The organism is Vibrio sp. 10N.261.52.C11, assembly GCF_041471405.1.
GTDB classification, from domain to species: domain Bacteria; phylum Pseudomonadota; class Gammaproteobacteria; order Enterobacterales; family Vibrionaceae; genus Vibrio; species Vibrio crassostreae_C.
The window spans coordinates 1-16770 of record NZ_JBFROI010000033.1; the positions used below are offsets into that span (position 1 = coordinate 1).

14 protein-coding genes and 2 tRNA genes are annotated in these 16770 nt (G+C 43.8%); 14 read left to right on the forward strand and 2 right to left on the reverse strand.

Annotated elements, in window-relative coordinates; all coding sequences use genetic code 11:
- Positions 1-56: 56 nt before the first annotated feature.
- From AB4323_RS13260 to cobA, 6 genes are all read left to right on the forward strand, one after another.
- A tRNA-Leu gene (locus AB4323_RS13260) sits at positions 57-143 on the forward strand.
- Positions 144-207: 64 nt separating this feature from the next.
- Positions 208-281, forward strand: a tRNA-Cys gene (locus AB4323_RS13265).
- Positions 282-897: 616 nt separating this feature from the next.
- Positions 898-3471, forward strand: a complete 2574-nt coding sequence (gene nirB / locus AB4323_RS13270) for a nitrite reductase large subunit NirB (protein WP_372117126.1) — start codon at positions 898-900, stop codon at positions 3469-3471.
- Positions 3472-3486: 15 nt separating this feature from the next.
- Positions 3487-3810, forward strand: a complete 324-nt coding sequence (gene nirD / locus AB4323_RS13275) for a nitrite reductase small subunit NirD (RefSeq protein WP_017062559.1) — start codon at positions 3487-3489, stop codon at positions 3808-3810.
- Between the two features lie 123 nt (positions 3811-3933).
- Positions 3934-4749 carry a formate/nitrite transporter family protein gene (locus AB4323_RS13280; RefSeq protein ID WP_017062558.1) on the forward strand — a complete coding sequence of 272 codons (816 nt, stop codon included), beginning with the start codon at positions 3934-3936 and terminating at the stop codon, positions 4747-4749.
- Between the two features lie 277 nt (positions 4750-5026).
- Positions 5027-5803, forward strand: coding sequence for a uroporphyrinogen-III C-methyltransferase (cobA, locus tag AB4323_RS13285; RefSeq protein WP_372117128.1), 777 nt, complete (start codon positions 5027-5029; stop codon positions 5801-5803).
- A 51-nt stretch (positions 5804-5854) separates the two neighbouring features.
- Here cobA and AB4323_RS13290 read toward each other — a convergent pair whose 3' ends face one another.
- A complete protein-coding gene (locus AB4323_RS13290) occupies positions 5855-6352 on the reverse strand; it encodes a DUF4174 domain-containing protein (protein ID WP_050546503.1) in 498 nt (165 codons plus the stop codon).
- A gap of 323 nt (positions 6353-6675) precedes the next feature.
- Here AB4323_RS13290 and AB4323_RS13295 point away from each other — a divergent pair, with 323 nt between their 5' ends.
- From AB4323_RS13295 to AB4323_RS13305, 3 genes are all read left to right on the forward strand, one after another.
- Positions 6676-7149: an NYN domain-containing protein gene (locus AB4323_RS13295; protein WP_010429860.1), complete on the forward strand. Its 474-nt coding sequence runs from the start codon at positions 6676-6678 to the stop codon at positions 7147-7149.
- 80 nt (positions 7150-7229) lie between these two features.
- Positions 7230-7895 (forward strand): response regulator transcription factor, encoded by a 666-nt coding sequence (locus AB4323_RS13300; RefSeq protein WP_017062555.1) that lies wholly within the window; start codon positions 7230-7232, stop codon positions 7893-7895.
- Entirely contained in the window at positions 7892-9277 is a 1386-nt protein-coding gene (locus tag AB4323_RS13305; RefSeq protein ID WP_136979549.1) for a sensor histidine kinase, read from the forward strand. The genes AB4323_RS13300 and AB4323_RS13305 overlap by 4 nt, the downstream gene beginning before the upstream one ends.
- 220 nt (positions 9278-9497) lie before the next feature.
- Here AB4323_RS13305 and AB4323_RS13310 read toward each other — a convergent pair whose 3' ends face one another.
- Positions 9498-10802, reverse strand: a complete 1305-nt coding sequence (locus AB4323_RS13310; protein WP_017062553.1) for a dicarboxylate/amino acid:cation symporter — start codon at positions 10800-10802, stop codon at positions 9498-9500.
- Between the two features lie 559 nt (positions 10803-11361).
- Between AB4323_RS13310 and AB4323_RS13315 the strand changes: the two genes are divergently transcribed.
- The 5 genes from AB4323_RS13315 to AB4323_RS13335 all read left to right on the forward strand — a co-directional run bounded on the left by AB4323_RS13315 (position 11362) and on the right by AB4323_RS13335 (position 16756).
- Positions 11362-13458, forward strand: coding sequence for a TonB-dependent siderophore receptor (locus AB4323_RS13315; RefSeq protein ID WP_372152689.1), 2097 nt, complete (start codon positions 11362-11364; stop codon positions 13456-13458).
- 193 nt (positions 13459-13651) lie between these two features.
- Entirely contained in the window at positions 13652-14419 is a 768-nt protein-coding gene (locus tag AB4323_RS13320) for a DUF3450 domain-containing protein (protein WP_017062550.1), read from the forward strand.
- A complete protein-coding gene (locus AB4323_RS13325) occupies positions 14419-15795 on the forward strand; it encodes a MotA/TolQ/ExbB proton channel family protein (protein ID WP_372152691.1) in 1377 nt (458 codons plus the stop codon). The genes AB4323_RS13320 and AB4323_RS13325 overlap by 1 nt, the downstream gene beginning before the upstream one ends.
- Entirely contained in the window at positions 15795-16355 is a 561-nt protein-coding gene (locus AB4323_RS13330; RefSeq protein WP_372152693.1) for a MotA/TolQ/ExbB proton channel family protein, read from the forward strand. The genes AB4323_RS13325 and AB4323_RS13330 overlap by 1 nt, the downstream gene beginning before the upstream one ends.
- On the forward strand, positions 16352-16756 hold the full coding sequence (locus tag AB4323_RS13335; RefSeq protein ID WP_004731145.1) for a biopolymer transporter ExbD: 405 nt from the start codon (positions 16352-16354) through the stop codon (positions 16754-16756). Before AB4323_RS13330 ends, AB4323_RS13335 begins: the two co-directional genes overlap by 4 nt.
- Positions 16757-16770 lie beyond the last annotated feature (14 nt).

Consider the following 16770-nt stretch of genomic DNA (forward strand, 5'->3'; position numbering starts at 1 on the left):
GACATTAAGATGGTGTTTTACTTTTCAGTAATCGGCATCGCAATAAAGAATTGCGTGCCCTGGTGGTGGAATTGGTAGACACAAGGGATTTAAAATCCCTCGACGTTCGCGTTGTGCCGGTTCAAGTCCGGCCCGGGGCACCATCTATTTGATTATTACCTCGCTTGGTATTAATCAAAAGAGTTGTTCTCTTAAAACACTATTGAAGGCGCCTTGGCAGAGTGGCTATGCAGCGGATTGCAAATCCGTGGACCTCGGTTCGACTCCGGGAGGCGCCTCCACTATTCAAAGTTGAAAGGCCAGCAGAAATGCTGGCCTTTTTGCTATCTGAAATTCTAAACCCTCATGCTATGTTCAAACTTCCACGTATGCTCTCTAATCAGTAGCACCACTAGGAACAAGCTATATCAGATCACTTTTGTGCCGGTCTTTTCCTTATGTAAACCTATCATTTGCTAAACAACCAACAGCATCTGTTAACCAATTGCGCCGTTTGTGAGTGGAATGAGTGGGGAATGGAAAAGGGCGACTGTCTTTTGCGTCATTAAATTCTTCATATTTATACATAGTTGCTCATGATCCTGTAACGCTTTCATGAGTTATTACACTTATTATGACCGCAAATGAAAGTGATTGTCATTTACTTGTGTTACTGCTAACCTATTGTGAAACTTTACAACATCTTATTTACTGCACGAAAGTGTATATAAAACCCCGCTAAACCTTATTAAACCTACGGTTATTCGTTTGCTTCGTATGATAAATCAGCAGATCTACCTCTTTTGTCCTACCTCTTTAGGGTAGTTCGATTTCGTAATTGATTTACATCATATTTTCATTTTCTTTCATAATTCATTATTCGCTCAGTTAAGAAATATATAACCTTCAGGAATTCTTATGAGCAAGATGAAGCTAGTCGTAATCGGTAACGGGATGGTCGGCCATCGCTATATCGAAGATTTAGTCGAGAAGACAGACGTTGCTAACATGGACATCACAGTCTTCTGTGAAGAGCCTCGCGTAGCCTATGATCGTGTACACCTTTCTTCTTACTTTTCACACCATACTGCGGACGAACTTTCTTTAGTTAAAGAAGGCTTCTACGAGAAACACGGCATCAACATGCTGATCGGTGAGCGTGCTATTAACGTTAACCGTGAAAAGAAAACAGTTTACTCAAGTACTGGTCGTGAAATTCAATACGACAAGCTAATCCTTGCTACAGGTTCATACCCATTCGTTCCGCCAATCAAAGGTAACGAAGGTAAAGACTGTTTCGTTTACCGCACAATCGAAGACTTGAAAGCTATCGAAGCAACCGCTAAGAATTCTAAATCTGGTGTGGTTGTTGGTGGTGGTTTGCTTGGTCTTGAAGCTGCAGGCGCACTAAAAGCTCTTGGTGTAACCACGCACGTTGTTGAGTTTGCTCCAAAGCTAATGGCTGAGCAGCTTGACCAAGCGGGTGGTAACCAACTTCGTCAAAAAATCGAACGTATGGGCGTTAACGTACATACAAGTAAGAACACGCTTGAGATTGCTCCTGAAGGCACTGAAGCTCGTAACGTAATGCGCTTTGCAGACGGTACAGAGCTAGAAACTGATTTCATCGTATTCTCTGCTGGTATTCGCCCACAAGACAAACTTGCTCGTCAAATGGGGCTGGGTATTGCACCACGTGGCGGTATCGAGATTAATGATCACTGTCAAACGACAGACAAACACATCTACGCAATCGGTGAGTGTGCGTCTTGGAACCAAACGTTCTACGGCCTAGTGGCTCCTGGTTACAAAATGGCAACGGTAGCGGTTGACCACGTTGTTGGTAACGAAAGCACATTTGAAGGTGCTGACATGTCTGCGAAGCTTAAGCTTTTGGGCGTGAAAGTAGGCTCTATCGGCGATGCGAACGGTCGTACTCCTGGCTGTAAGAGCTACGTTTACCAAAACGAAGAACAAGAAGTTTACAAGCGTCTAATCGTTTCTGAAGACAACAAGAAGCTGCTTGGTGCAGTAATGGTTGGTGACACGTCTGACTACGGTGATCTTCTACAGCTTATGCTGAACGAAATCGACCTACCAGAACACCCAGATGCATTGATTCTTCCTGCTCATGCTGGTGCTGAAAAGCCAACACTTGGCGCGGATTCTCTTCCTGAGTCTGCTGTTATCTGTTCTTGTTTCGATGTGACTAAAGGCAAGATCGCTCAAGCGGTTGCTGAAGGTCACCACACAATCAGTGATATCAAAGCAGTAACAGGCGCAGGTACTGGTTGTGGTGGTTGTATTCCACTAGTGACTTCAGTACTAAACGCTGAACTTGCTAAAGCTGGTGTTGAAGTGAAGAACGACGTGTGTGAGCACTTTGCATACTCTCGCCAAGAGCTTTTCCACCTAATTCGCATCGAAGAAATCAAAACGTTCGATGAGCTATTAGAGAAATACGGTAAAGGCTACGGCTGTGAAGTATGTAAGCCTCTAGCAGGTTCTATCCTTGCTTCTTGCTGGGGTGAACACATCCTTAAGCCTGAATTAGTGAAGCTGCACGATACCAACGACAACTTCCTAGGTAACATGCAAAAAGACGGTACTTACTCTGTAATCCCTCGTATGGCGGGTGGTGAAGTAACACCTCAAGCACTAAGCGTTCTTGCTGATGTTGCTGCTGAATACAACTTGTACACCAAGATCACAGGTGCACAACGTATCGGCCTATTTGGTGCTCAGAAAGATGACTTACCAGCAATCTGGAAGAAGTTAATCGCTGCAGGTTACGAAACGGGTCAAGCTTACGCAAAAGCACTTCGTATGGCGAAAACATGTGTAGGTTCTACTTGGTGTCGTTACGGCGTTCAAGATTCAGTTGGCCTAGGCGTGATGATCGAGAACCGTTACAAAGGCATCCGTACTCCTCATAAGATGAAGTTTGGTGTGTCTGGCTGTACTCGTGAGTGTGCTGAAGCTCAAGGTAAAGATTTAGGTATTATTGCGACTGACGCAGGTTGGAACATGTATGTATGTGGTAACGGTGGTATGAAACCTCGTCACGCAGACTTACTGGCAAGCGACCTAGACCAAGAAACGCTAATCAAGTACATCGACCGTTTCATGATGTTCTACATCCGCACGGCTGCGCCATTACAACGTACTTCGGTATGGATGGACAACCTAGAAGGTGGTGTTGATTACCTACGTGAAGTGATTGTAGACAACAAGCTTGGTATCAATGACCAACTTGAAACTGACATTGCTGGCCTAGTTGATAACTTCGCTTGTGAATGGACAGATACAATCAACGACGAAGCTCAACTTAAGCGCTTTGCACACTTCATCAATGCTGATGACCGCGATGATAACGTTGTGTTTGTTGAAGATGGTCGTGAACAACACCGTCCTGCGACATTCACTGAGAAACACCCTGAAGCCATTACTTCAAAGCATCAGGGCGACATCATTCACGTAGAATCTGTTTAATTGGGAGACGACATCATGGCATTTACCAAAGTTTGTAAGATCGAAGACATTATCCCAGGTACAGGTGTTTGTGCGTTGGTTAGTGGTGAGCAAGTGGCTATCTTCCGCCCAACTGAGGCTGAAGAAGTATTCGCGATTAGCAACACAGACCCATACTTCCAGTCAAACGTGCTATCACGTGGTTTGATTGTTGAGCACAAAGAAGAGCTTTGGGTAGCAAGCCCACTTAAGAAGCAACGCTTTAACCTAGCAACAGGTGTGTGCATGGAAGACGAGAACTTCAACGTGAAAGCGTACAAAGCTCGTGTTGCCAAAGGCGCTGTAGAAATCTCTGCTTAATCTTCGGATGAGTAAGATTTGATAGTTCAAGGGTTCTAGTTCTCGATATTGCCTTAACTCGGCAACTAGAGCCTTTTCCTATCCAATTTTAACTTTTAATTTAAACTTTTTAAGGACAACCTTATGTCTCCTGATTACAAACCAGCTGAATTCGTTCAAACGATGATTGATGTGGGTGAAGCGAAAACGAAAACAAGTACTCGCGATCTTCTGATTCGAAGCACTATGGCTGGTATCATCCTTTCTCTAGCGGTTGTTGTTGCTATTACAGCAATGGTTCAAACCGGTATTGGCCTTGTTGGCGCACTTGTGTTCCCAGTTGGCTTCGTCATTCTAAGTGTAATGGGTTATGACCTAGTAACTGGCGTATTCGGCCTTGCACCTTTAGCGAAATTCGACAACCGCCCAGGTATTACTTGGGGTCGTATCCTACGTTGTTGGGGTATTGTTGGTCTTGGTAACCTTATCGGTTCTTTGATTGTTGCTTTCCTTGTTGCAGTATCACTAACGGGTAACTTCTCTTTAGAACCAAACGCTGTTGCTCAAAAGTTCATTGCTGTTTCTACAGGTCGTAGCCTAGGTTTTGAAAACATGGGTATGGACGGATGGATCACGTGTTTCGTACGCGGTATCTTCTGTAACCTTATGGTATGTCTAGGTGTGATTGGCAACATGACTGCACGCACAGTATCTGGCCGTGTAGCAATGATGTGGTTCCCAATCTTCATCTTCTTCGCACTCGTATTTGAGCACACAGTGGTAAACATGTTCCTATTCCCACTAGGTATGATTCTTGGCGCTGATTTTGGTATCGCGACATGGTTGAACTTCAACCTTATCCCAACAATCCTAGGTAACATCGTTGGTGGTCTATTAATGACGTGTGTTCCTCTATACTTAACTCATGCTAAAACAGCTCCTTCTCTAGGTGCTAAGTAATTCTGAATACGGTGAAACGTAATTTAGTATGAGATTAAGAGCCCCAACAACATGTTTGGGGCTTTTTTAGTTCGAAAGCCCTTATATCATTGCGCAAATTACTCGCAATAGACTGTTTTGTTATAATTACTTCTATCTTCGTTAGTATTTAGACTGAATATTTAATTCAACACCTGATAGTCTAAGGGTTAAGGATTTGGATAAGTCATCATGAATACAGTGACTTATCACATAGATTGAAGCTTGAGATAAAACAAGCAAACCTTCGGAGCACAGCATGTCAGAAGTATCGTCATCGAATGTTAAAGAAATAACCAAAGGATTGGTTTCATTAGTAGGCGCGGGTCCGGGCGACCCAGACTTACTTACGTTAAAAGCGGCACGAGTGATTCAACAAGCAGACGTTTTGGTTTATGACCGCTTGGTATCAAAGGATATCTTGGCGATGGCTAACCCAGAAGCGGAAATGCTGTATGTGGGTAAAAAGCTCGATCATCACTGCGTACCTCAAGATCAGATCAACCAACTATTGGTCACTAAAGCACAAGAGAACAAGCATGTAGTACGCCTTAAAGGTGGAGACTCATTTATCTTTGGTCGTGGCGGGGAAGAGTGTGAAACACTGGCTGAAAATGACGTTAGATTTGAAGTGATTCCGGGCATCACAGCTGCTGCCGGAGCAACGGCTTATGCGGGCATTCCGTTGACGCACCGTGATCATGCACAAAGCGTGCAGTTTATTACAGGTCACTTGAAGAAAGATGGCGAAGATATTGACTGGCAATCTCTTGCTCAGCACAACCATACCATCGTGTTTTACATGGGCTTGAAAGAGAGTCCGAACATTCAGAAGAATCTACTCGATAATGGTATGCGAGCTGACATGCCAGTTGCGATCATCGAAAACGGTACACGCCAAGAACAAAAGGTGTTTAGAGGTGGGTTACGTGATTTAGCTGACCTTGCGAGCGTCGCAAAGAGCCCAGCGCTGATTGTTGTAGGCAGCGTGGCTCAGCTCCATGAAAAACTTGCTTGGTTTAACAAACAAGCTTGATCGTTTGACCTTCTAATTGGATCTCTAAGCCACTACTGAGTCCATCAAGAATCAAATACTGCAGCGGCTGCCTTGTCGCTGCATTTCTTGTTGGCGCATCGGCATTTCGTCAATGATATTGGTGATCTGTTTCCAATCTGTTTTGCCACTCCATCGGTGCTTCTCTTTCCCGTCTTTACCAATCAAAACAGCGGTATGTGATCCTTTCGGGATCTCGTAAATACTGGTGACTGCTTCTAAGTTAAACTCTTCTTCTAACCAAGTTGGGACTGTGTAACCACTCTCAGCAATAACCATAATGACGACATCTCGTTCGTCCAATTGACAGTTATTGAGCAACACTTCATTCAGAAACTCTTTAACGATTGAATCTTCCTTTGGAGCGAAATAAATCACACTGCGGTGTGGCAAAGGCTTTGAGTGAGAATAAGCGGGGTAGGCGAGTACTGAATTGATGGTTAAGCTCATGATTATTACCGTGCTGATGGTCAGTAGTTTAAGCAAACTAAACCAGCTACCAGAGTTTGATGGTTGATTTAAAGTTTGCATCGCTTTGGTTGTGTCGATGCTTACGATCGAATTGTGTGTTTGTCGGTGCAGCATTGCCAACCTCCCTTTAAAAACTCTAAGCCTGAGTACGATTTGAACGCTACGTAAAGAAGAAGGTGAAGATCAGAACCACCTAAGAAACGCTCAAAACAAATCCACTTACAATAAGCATAGTTAGGATTACGTAAAGACACTTAGCTTTACGCTAAAGATATTAGATTTACGTTAACGATAGCTGGCAGGTTCATTTTTATTGAGTAAAGCGACTCGCATTTTACAATTGAATAGAATAGGGTATACGGAAAATCTAAAGGTATGAATTTATGGAAAACATAGCAATTTTGGTCGACGTTCAGAACGTTTACTACACGACGCGCGACAAATACCGTTCTAACTTCGACTATAACCAGTTTTGGTATGTTGCCACGGAAGGGCGTAACGTTATTGCAGCTAATGCTTACGCAATCTCAAGCCAAGATCCAAAGCAGCGTCAATTTCATCATATCCTTCGTGGTGTGGGCTTTAATGTGAAGTTAAAGCCGTTTATTCAGCGTCGAGATGGCAGTGCAAAAGGCGATTGGGATGTGGGTATTGCGTTAGACGCGATAGAACTTGCTGAGACGGTTGATACGATTGTTTTGGTATCAGGAGACGGTGATTTCGAAATCCTTGTAGAGCGAATCAAAGAGCGCTTTGGCAAGCCTGTTGAAGTGTATGGTGTTCCCGGGTTAACTGCTCAAAATCTTATCGATTCTGCATCAAAATTTGTACCGATTGAAAAAGATTTTCTTCTATAGAGGAAATCGGGCACTTTATAATTGAAATCAATAATAACGATAATTAGAATGCAAACAGTTCTTATTTATCGGTATGTGTAATGTCTCGCGTTTTAGTTGTTGATGATGATATTCAGTTGTGTGAATTACTGGGTGAAGTGTTAGAAAATGAGGGGTATCACGTTGATACTGTTCATTGCGGTGAATCCGCGCTTGAGTTTATTCAATCTCACCCTGTCGATTTGGTTCTACTCGATGTAATGCTTCCGAACCTAAGCGGCATTCAAGTAGCAAGACGTATTTGTCAGCGTTTTGCTACTCCCATTCTTATGCTAACCGCGCTTAACGACGATGCCTCAATGCTCGATGGCTACCAAGCAGGCGCCGACCAGTACATCGCTAAACCTTTCAATGTTCCTGAACTCTTAACCCGTATTAAGGTGATCTTGCGCCGAGTGGGTTTTGAACGCCAAAGACAATCTTTAGCTTCCTCTAATCACGGCTTGTGTGAACAACTCTCTCGTTTGCCATTAACTGGCACTGAAAAAGACTTGCTTGATTATTTGGTCAAAAATGACGGTATTGTCGTCTCAAAATCTGATCTGCAAATCCATGTACTCAAGAAAGAATTGTGTCCCTTCGATCGTAATTTAGATATGCATATCAGCAATATACGTAGAAAGCTCGTTCAGGCAGGTTTGTCTAAACAACATATAAAAACCGTTCGTGGTAAAGGTTACAGTTACCTAGAGTCGGTCGGAGCATGAGTAAAAAACTGCTGCGTTGCCCTGATTTTATTGCTAAGCGTAAAGACGGACTCACTTTCCAACTGTTCAGTTACCTGACCGTCATTTTGGTGAGTATTTTGATCCTGCAAGGTGTCGCTGAAAGAGCCTTGATGAAAGCGCTGCTTAAAGTCCCAGAATCGGTAAAAGCGGAAATGCTCGACCTTGCTTACCAAGCGAATGTGTTGATCGAAGAAGGGGACATGGATGAACTCGCGGACTGGGGTAATGCTCAGCAGTATTATCTGTTCGTCATTGATAAAGACAATCGTCCGATCACACATCGTCACATGCACCCACATTTTGAATTTAAGCTCAAATACTTAAGAACGTTAGATCACCAACTTAGTGATCGTGTGAGTAAGCCGATCTTCGGCCTACCACTGGATAACGGTAAAACACTGGTTATCCAACTACCGCACCAGTTTCATCCCGCAAAATCTTTTGCGCCATATTCCTATATGCTTAAAGCATTGATTGCATTGGTCGTATTGTCTCTGTTCTCGATTATCATGGCCAAAAGCCTTCAGCAACCGTTGGATAGATTGAGAGAAGCGAGCCGCAGACTGGCTCAAGGTGACTTCACGGTCAGTGTGGTGTCGGAGTTGAACTCCACCACGCGTGAATTCAACGAGCTTGCACACGATTTTGATTATATGACCTTTGAGATTAAATCTCTGGCTGAAAAGCAACGTTGTTTGATTCGTGATGTCTCACACGAGTTAAGAACACCATTAGCAAGGCAAAACCTCGCACTACACCTGCTGCGCAGCAAGGTTGATGATAAAAGCATTGGTTTGCTAGAACGAATGGAAAATGAAACAGAAGAGATGAATAAGCTGGTGGGTGAGATACTTGAATTTAGCCGCTTAGAAACCTCTCGCTATGACTCCAAGTTAAGTTTAATGCACCTTGAGCACTATTGTTCAATGTTGATCGCGCAGATGCAAAACGATTTAAAACCGAATCAAACTTTGATTGGTTCCCTAGAGACGCCGATATCAATGGTGAACGTTGATGAGAGGCTACTGCTTCGAGTCATTGGTAACTTGGTCGGGAATGCCATTAAATACGCGGGTGAGAACGCTCATGTGGTCGTGACGACATACGAACAGGTAATGGATAGACGTTACAGTGTAATATCTGTAGAAGATGACGGTGATGGTATTCCTGATAACAAGATTGCAGGTATATTCGACCCGTTTACTCGTATTGAATCAGCAAGAGACAAACGGTCTGGTGGCTACGGTCTGGGCCTTGCGATTGTTAAAGAAGCGATGGGTGTGATGAATGGACATGTAACTGCTGAGAATAGAGAAGGTGGGGGATTGAGAGTAAATCTAATGTTCCCAATCGCTGATTAGCTTCCTGCTGTTACCTGTCTTGCTCCATAGATAACTATGACTGAAAGCGTGCTAAGAAACATAGCTTAGAAATATTGCTCAGAAATATAGCTTAGAAACATAGCCCAATAAAAACGCCACTGCATCTGCAGTGGCGTTTTTCTTTATGCGCTTTGGTATGGGCTAGGCGTAGCCATTAATTACGCCTGAGCTTGAAGACAAGAGCATAAGATAAGCGAGACTATGCCTGTTGGCGAGCTAGCTTAACTTCTTCTTCTTTCTCACCTGCTGCTGGGTCGTTGAAGCGAGACTCGTCTAGAGCGCCTTCAGACTTAGCAACGATGATAGATACGGCACTATCACCTGTGATGTTTACAGCGGTACGAATCATATCAAGAAGGCGGTCAACACCCATGATTAGAGCAATACCTTCAAGCGGCAGGCCAACTTGGTTCAATACCATCGCTAGCATAACAAGACCAACACCAGGGACACCTGCAGTACCAACAGACGCCAGTGTCGCCGTTAGGATAACCATTAGGTAATCACCCATTGAAAGGTCGATGTTGTACGCTTGCGCGATAAACGCCGTCGCAACACCTTGCATGATTGCAGTGCCGTCCATGTTCACAGTTGCACCTAGTGGTACTGTGAAAGAAGCGACTTTGTTGTCTACGCCCATACGGTTCTTAGCCGTTTCCATAGTTACTGGAATTGTTGCGTTCGAAGATGCTGTTGAGAATGCAAACATGATTGCATCTTCCATCTTACGTAGGAACGTAATCGGACTAAGACCTGTGAATCCTTTAAGCATCGCACTGTAAGTCACCAAGCCATGCAACAGCAGGGTACCAGCAAGCACTAAGAAGTATTCTGCTAGGTTCCAAATTGCACCTAAGCCAAGGCCAGAGAACAGTTTCGCCATCAAGAAGAATACGCCGTAAGGAGCAAGGTTCATTAGTAGCGCAACTAGCTTCATGATCACTTCGTTTAGATCAGAGAAAACTGCAGCGATACGTTCACCGGGTTTGCCCGCTGCACTGATTGCGATACCAAACAACACTGCAAATACGATAACTTGTAACGTTTTGCCCTCAGCCATCGCCTGAATAGGGTTGGTTGGGAACATGTCGATGATTACTTGGCCCAGAGAAGGGGCATCCGCTGATTTGAAAGAGCTCGCAGCAGTAAGATCCGCACCAGCTCCAGGTTGGAACAGGTTACCGATAGTTAATGCTAGAGTGATGGCAACGGCAGTAGTACCGATATAAAGTGCAAGCGTTTTGCCACCCATACGGCCAAGAGTTGATAAGTCTTTAAGAGAACTTGTACCGCACACTAGTGAAACGAAGACTAGAGGCACAACAAGCATTTTTAAACTGGCGACAAAGATTTGTCCGCCCACTTCAAAGAGTCCGTTAACGATGTAGTTGTTAACAAATCCGTTGTCTGCAAAAAGGGATTGAATGGCGAATCCCGTTAATATACCTACGACCATACCGAGGATTACTCGACCAGTCAGAGACATAGGTTTCTTGGTATTCATTTAGAACACTCCTTATTATTTATAACTTTGATACCTTTTCAAAGTGAGCAGGAGATTAGCAGTCGGATAATCAATTCGAAAAACAAAAAATGAGTTTGGAATTATAGATGTGATCAAAATCACTGATAATTGTGTAAATTAAACAAATAAAAATAAAATAATTCACTATTAATTTACATCTATCGAGGGTTTTATACATAAATTTGTCGTTTCAAAGGTAGTAAATAAGAAGAGATGATTTTCTTATCAATCTTCACGTCTTCAATTGACTGAACAAATACCGTTGTTTCAAAAAATTCGGTGAAGATAACCAGTCGATTTACGTCCATGAGCCTTAACTATTTGTATTGAATGGTTTTGTTGAACTCCTCAAATATGACTCACCGACAGGCCTTTACAAAACTTTACGAATGCAAAGAATGTAAATTTAATGCAAATGGTAATAGTTATCACTTATATTCACTCCCGAAATAATTCAGTGGTACCGGCAACGGTTCAGCGAACACATCGAATAAATAACAAAGTGTTCGTCTAAAAGAATAAAAGCGGAGTAAAGGACATGTTTTCAAAGAGCCCATTGGCTTTAGTGATCGGCGCAGTATTAGCTTCACCAGCAGTATTGGCAGAAACAGTAAAAACAGACGAGCATATGGTTGTTGAAGGTCGTGACTACGGTTATAAAGCCGACACGAACACAACAGCAATGCGCATGGAGGCGACTCAATTAGAGACTCCGGGACAAGTTTTAGTAATCGATGAGCAAATCATCGATGAACAGCGTGCAACAACGCTTGGTGACGTGCTTAAGAATGACGCGAGTGTAAGTGCTGGCGGTACAAGCCGTAACCGTGAACGTTTCTCTCTACGTGGTTTCTCGGTAGAAAGCTCTTCGGGCTTCCTTAAAAATGGCCAGCAACATTGGTCTCACTACCGTCAACCAATCGAACTGCTAGAGCGTGTTGAAGTACTAAAAGGACCTTCTGGTCTTCTTTACGGTATTTCTGCACCAGGTGGTTTGATCAACATGGTAAGCAAAAAGCCAACTTACGATACGCAAGTAAGTGTTAGCCAAGATATTGGTTCTAATGACCATTCTCGTACAACGGTAGACGTAAGTGGCGCTTTGAACGACGCTGAAACTCTACGTGGTCGCGCGATTCTATCTAAAGAAAGCTACGACTCTTGGAGAACTTATGGTGACGGAACTGAACCACAAACAGAACGTTTTGTTGGTGGTGTATTCGTTGATTACGATGTAACTGAAGACGTGACAGTTTCTGTTCATTACGACAAAACTAACGACGAAGGTAGCGTAGATTCTGGCGCTTTATACACGCTAGACGGCAACCGAGTAGGTAGCGACAAGCACATCTGGGATGCACAGTGGTCACAGATCGAGAATGATGTTGAGAACGTTGGTTTTGATATTGCTGCTAACCTGACTGATACATGGTCATTAAAAACAGGTTTCAACTACCAAGATTTCGAACGTATTGATATGGAAAGCTACCCAAGCTTTTCAAATATGAATCCTGATGGTACGGGCACCGTGACTCAAGGCGGTAACTACCGTCATGATAAATGGCGTTTCAGAACGGCTTACGTTGATCTAACAACAACCGCTGATCTTGCGGGCACAGAGCACCAACTATTATTCGGTGCTAACTGGTTAGGCTACAGCTATTACCGTGGTATGGATCGCTTCAGCAGCGCTGAATACGCACCAGATGCAACAGTACCAGCGCCGTCAGTGGGTCCAACATCGCTAGGTAAGATGAGTACTTACGATACTTGGGGCTTCTACATCCAAGATTTGATTACTATTAATGATGAATGGCAAGTTCTTGCGGGTGCTCGTTTCGACCGTAAAGTAAGTGATGGCGTAGCAGAAGAAAATGTAGCGCCTAAGCTTGGCCTGATTTACCACCCAGCATCAAACGGTAGTATCTACGCTTCTTACTCTGAAAGTTTCGAACCACAAGGTGTTGTGTCTAGCGGAAGCCGCAACTACACCAACGATGGCGAACTTCTTGACGCAGCAACGGGCGTGTCTTACGAAGTCGGTACTAAGTGGGAACTGATGGACGAACGTCTATTCGTTTCTGGTGCGGTATTCGATATTACCCAAGAAAACATTTCAATGGATGTAGAAGACACTTCATCAGGCGATTGGACGACGACACAAGGTGGCGAACAAGTTCACCGTGGTGCTGAGCTAGCCGCACAAGGCTTTATTTCAGAGCGCTTCTCAATGTCTGGTTCTGCAATGTACTTAGATGCTGAAATCACGAACCATGAAACATATGAAGGTAACCGTCCAGTAGACGTACCTGAGTTTGCAGCAAGCGTTTGGTCTACCTATGCAGCAACAAACGAAGTTGATGTGAACCTGGGTCTTATCTACGAAGGTTCTCGTTACGGCGATAGCGCGAACACATTCAAGAAAGACGGCTACGCACGTGTAGATATGGGTGCTGCATACACGCTTAAGTACGACGATTCTCTTGATTTCGTAGCGCGTCTAACAGTCGAGAACGTATTTGATAAAGAATACCTAGCGGGTGGCGGTTCAACATCTTCAAACCACCAATTTGCTGAAGACGTAGTAATCGGCGAAGGCCGTAACTACATGGCGACTTTACAGGTAAAATACTAATTTGTTAGTAGGGTACTATTGTTAGCCTAAATACTAAGGGGAAAGTTTCGGCTTTCTCCTTTCGTGATTCTGCTATTCAGTAAAATATCCCTAGTAATGCGAGTGACTTTTAATGATAATGAGAGTGCTTATCAATAATAGTATTTATCAATAAAATGTATTTGACCTTCTTCTATAGTAAATAACTACAATTATGAATCTTTTAAAAACTAGCCTAGCGCTTGCCATCAGTTTGGTTGCAACGTCTTCTATGGCAAACAGCTTGGATCAAGCTCAATCAATTCAAAACAAGACCAATAACGCGTCGGCTTCGAGCCAAAAGGTTATTGATAAAAGCTCACAAGCGACTTTAATGCTGCAAGCTGAGATTGAGCGTCTGCAAGAAGAAGTTAAAAACCTAGAGATCTATCACGATCACCTTGCTGCATTAGTTGAGAGCCAAAACCAAGAAGCTCAAAGCATTGAAGAGCAGATCGAAGAAATCAAATACACACGCCAAGGTGTTGTGCCATTGATGTATCAAATGATCGATGGTCTTGAACAGTTGGTAGAGAAAGACGTGCCGATTAAGAAAGAACAGCGTCTAGAAAGAGTAGAAAAGCTACAAGCAATGATGACTCGTGCTGATGTGAGTGATGCTGAGAAGTATCGTCGTATCCTGGAAGCTTACCAAATCGAGATGGACTACGGCATCAAGCTCGGTGCTTACCAAGGCCGCGTTGCATTGAGCAACGACAGAACGATTGAAGCTGACGTGTTGCACCTAGGTCGTATCTCTTTGGTGGCTCGTAACCTAAATGGCAGCCAATATTGGTCTTGGAATCAAACACAAAATCAGTGGCAAGAGCTAGATTCTTCAATGAAATCTGAGCTAGATAAAGCTTACGACATTGCAAGCCAACAAGCGGCGCCAAGCCTAATTACTTTACCTGTTTCTTTAACTGTTGCGGAGGTTAAGTAATGAACTTAAAGCCATTAGCAGCATTGCTTTGCATTACATCACTTTCATTTTCAGCTTTCTCTGCATCAGATACGACGGCTCAGCTCGTTAACAAAGCAAAATCAGAAAACCGTACTCAAGCTTCTCACAACGTAGTGCGTGAAGCTGATTTCAAAAAGACAGAACAAGAACTGAAAGCGATCAAAGCTCAGCTTGAAGCGAAGCGTACGTCTATCCAAGGTGCGACAGATGTTCTGACTCAAACGTTCAGTGATAACGAAAACAAGCTTGCTCGCTTAGAAGAGAAGCTGCGTTTAGAAACCGGTAGCTTAGGCGAGCTGTTCGGTGTCGTTCGTCAAAACGCAAAAGAACTCGGCGCAGAGCTTAGCTCAACCGTGAATAGTGTTGATCGTGCTGAACACACTGCAACTGTTGATCAAATCATTGATGCTAAATCACTGCCTTCAATGCCACAGCTGACCGGTTTGTGGATGAGCATGGTTGAACAGATCCAAGCGAGCTCTGAGCTTAGCAAATCTCAAATTGCATTCATTAATGGTGAAGGCAATACAAACAAGGTTGACGCTTACCGACTAGGTTCGATTGGTCTTGTGACAGAGCAAGGCTATGTTAGCTGGAACACTCAGCGTGAAGATGCGATCGCTTACCTTAAGCAACCACAAAATGGTCCAACGTTAGCGTCACTTTCTTCGTTAGCGAATGGTGAAGTATCTAACGTGGTTGTCGATCCTTCTCGCGGGTTTATGCTAGAGCAATTAGCACTTACGCCAAGTTTAACTGACCGTCTACAAGCGGGTGGTGTGGTTGGTAAAGTGATTCTTGGCCTACTAGCTATTGGTCTAATCATCGCATTAGTTCGTGGTGTCTCTCTTGCTATCGCACGCCAGAAAATTCGCGCGCAACTTAAGAACCCTGAGCAAGCGGGTGATAACCCACTAGGTCGTGTTCTTGCGATGTACAACAAGGAACAAAACCAAACGGTTGAAGCGTTAGAGTTGCGACTTTTAGAAGCGGTAGTTGATGAGCAGACTCACCTAGAGAAAGGTCTATCGATGCTTAAGCTATTGGCGGCACTAGCACCAATGTTGGGCCTTTTAGGTACAGTAACCGGCATGATCGAAACATTCCAAGTGATCACTCAGTTTGGTAATGGCGACCCTAAAGTTATGGCGGGTGGTATCTCGATGGCGCTTGTAACTACGGTACTTGGTCTGGTTGCGGCAATGCCTCTTCTACTGGCACACAACATTCTTAGCACTCAAGCAGAAAACATTCGCAATATTCTTGAGAAGCAAGGTATTGGTCTTGTTGCTGAGCAGGCTGAAAAGACCGTTGAATCAAACGCTGTTGTTTCACCAGTTGGGACTGCTGCGTAATGGATATTTTGTCGGGTTCTCTATTACCAGCGAGTTGGTTAACGAGTGACTGGCTGCTGTCTTTATCAAGCTTTATGGAGCAGGGCGGTTTCGTCCTGTGGTGGCTAGCGGCTGTCGTCCTAGTGTATTGGGTACTTGTGGTAGAACGTGTGCTTTATCTTGCGTTCTACTTTCCTAAGCAACGCCAAGCTTGGATAGCGAAATGGCATGAAAGAGAAGATCACTCTTCTTGGCATGCCAAAGCCATTCGTGAAAGTTGGTTAGGGCAAGCGAGTATCTTGCTTAACCAAAACTTGAATTTTATTAAGCTGTTAGTCGCTATTTGCCCGATGTTGGGCTTGCTAGGCACTGTAACCGGTATGATCTCTGTTTTTGATGTTATGGCGACACAAGGCAGCAGTGACCCTAAATTGATGGCTTCAGGTATCTCGTTAGCAACACTGCCAACCATGGCAGGCATGGTTGCAGCGTTAGCGGGCATGTTCGTTCACGCTCGCTTAGCGAAAGTATGTAACCGCTTAGAATTGAAATTAGAAAAATCTTTAAGGAGTCAACGATGAGACTCGGTCGACGTCATTCTAAAAACGAAGAGGCTCAAATAGACCTTACTTCGATGCTTGATATTGTCTTTATCATGCTTATTTTCTTTATTGTGACCAGTTCATTTGTTCGTGAATCAGGGGTTGAAGTCAATCGCCCACAAGCGTCTAACGTAGTAAGCCAAAAAGATGCGGGCATCTTTGTAGCGATTACTTCTGCGAATGACATCTTCATCGATAAACGTGTTGTTGATGTTGAGCGTGTCCAAGCAACGTTAGAACACTTGTTGCTAGAACAACCTGATGCTTCTTTGGTTATTCAAGCGGATGAACACGCTTACAACGGTACGGTTGTTAAAGTGATGGACGCTGCTAAAGGTGCGGGTGTTAAAAACATTGCGCTTGCTGCTGAAAAGCGATGATCTTGGAGGATCTT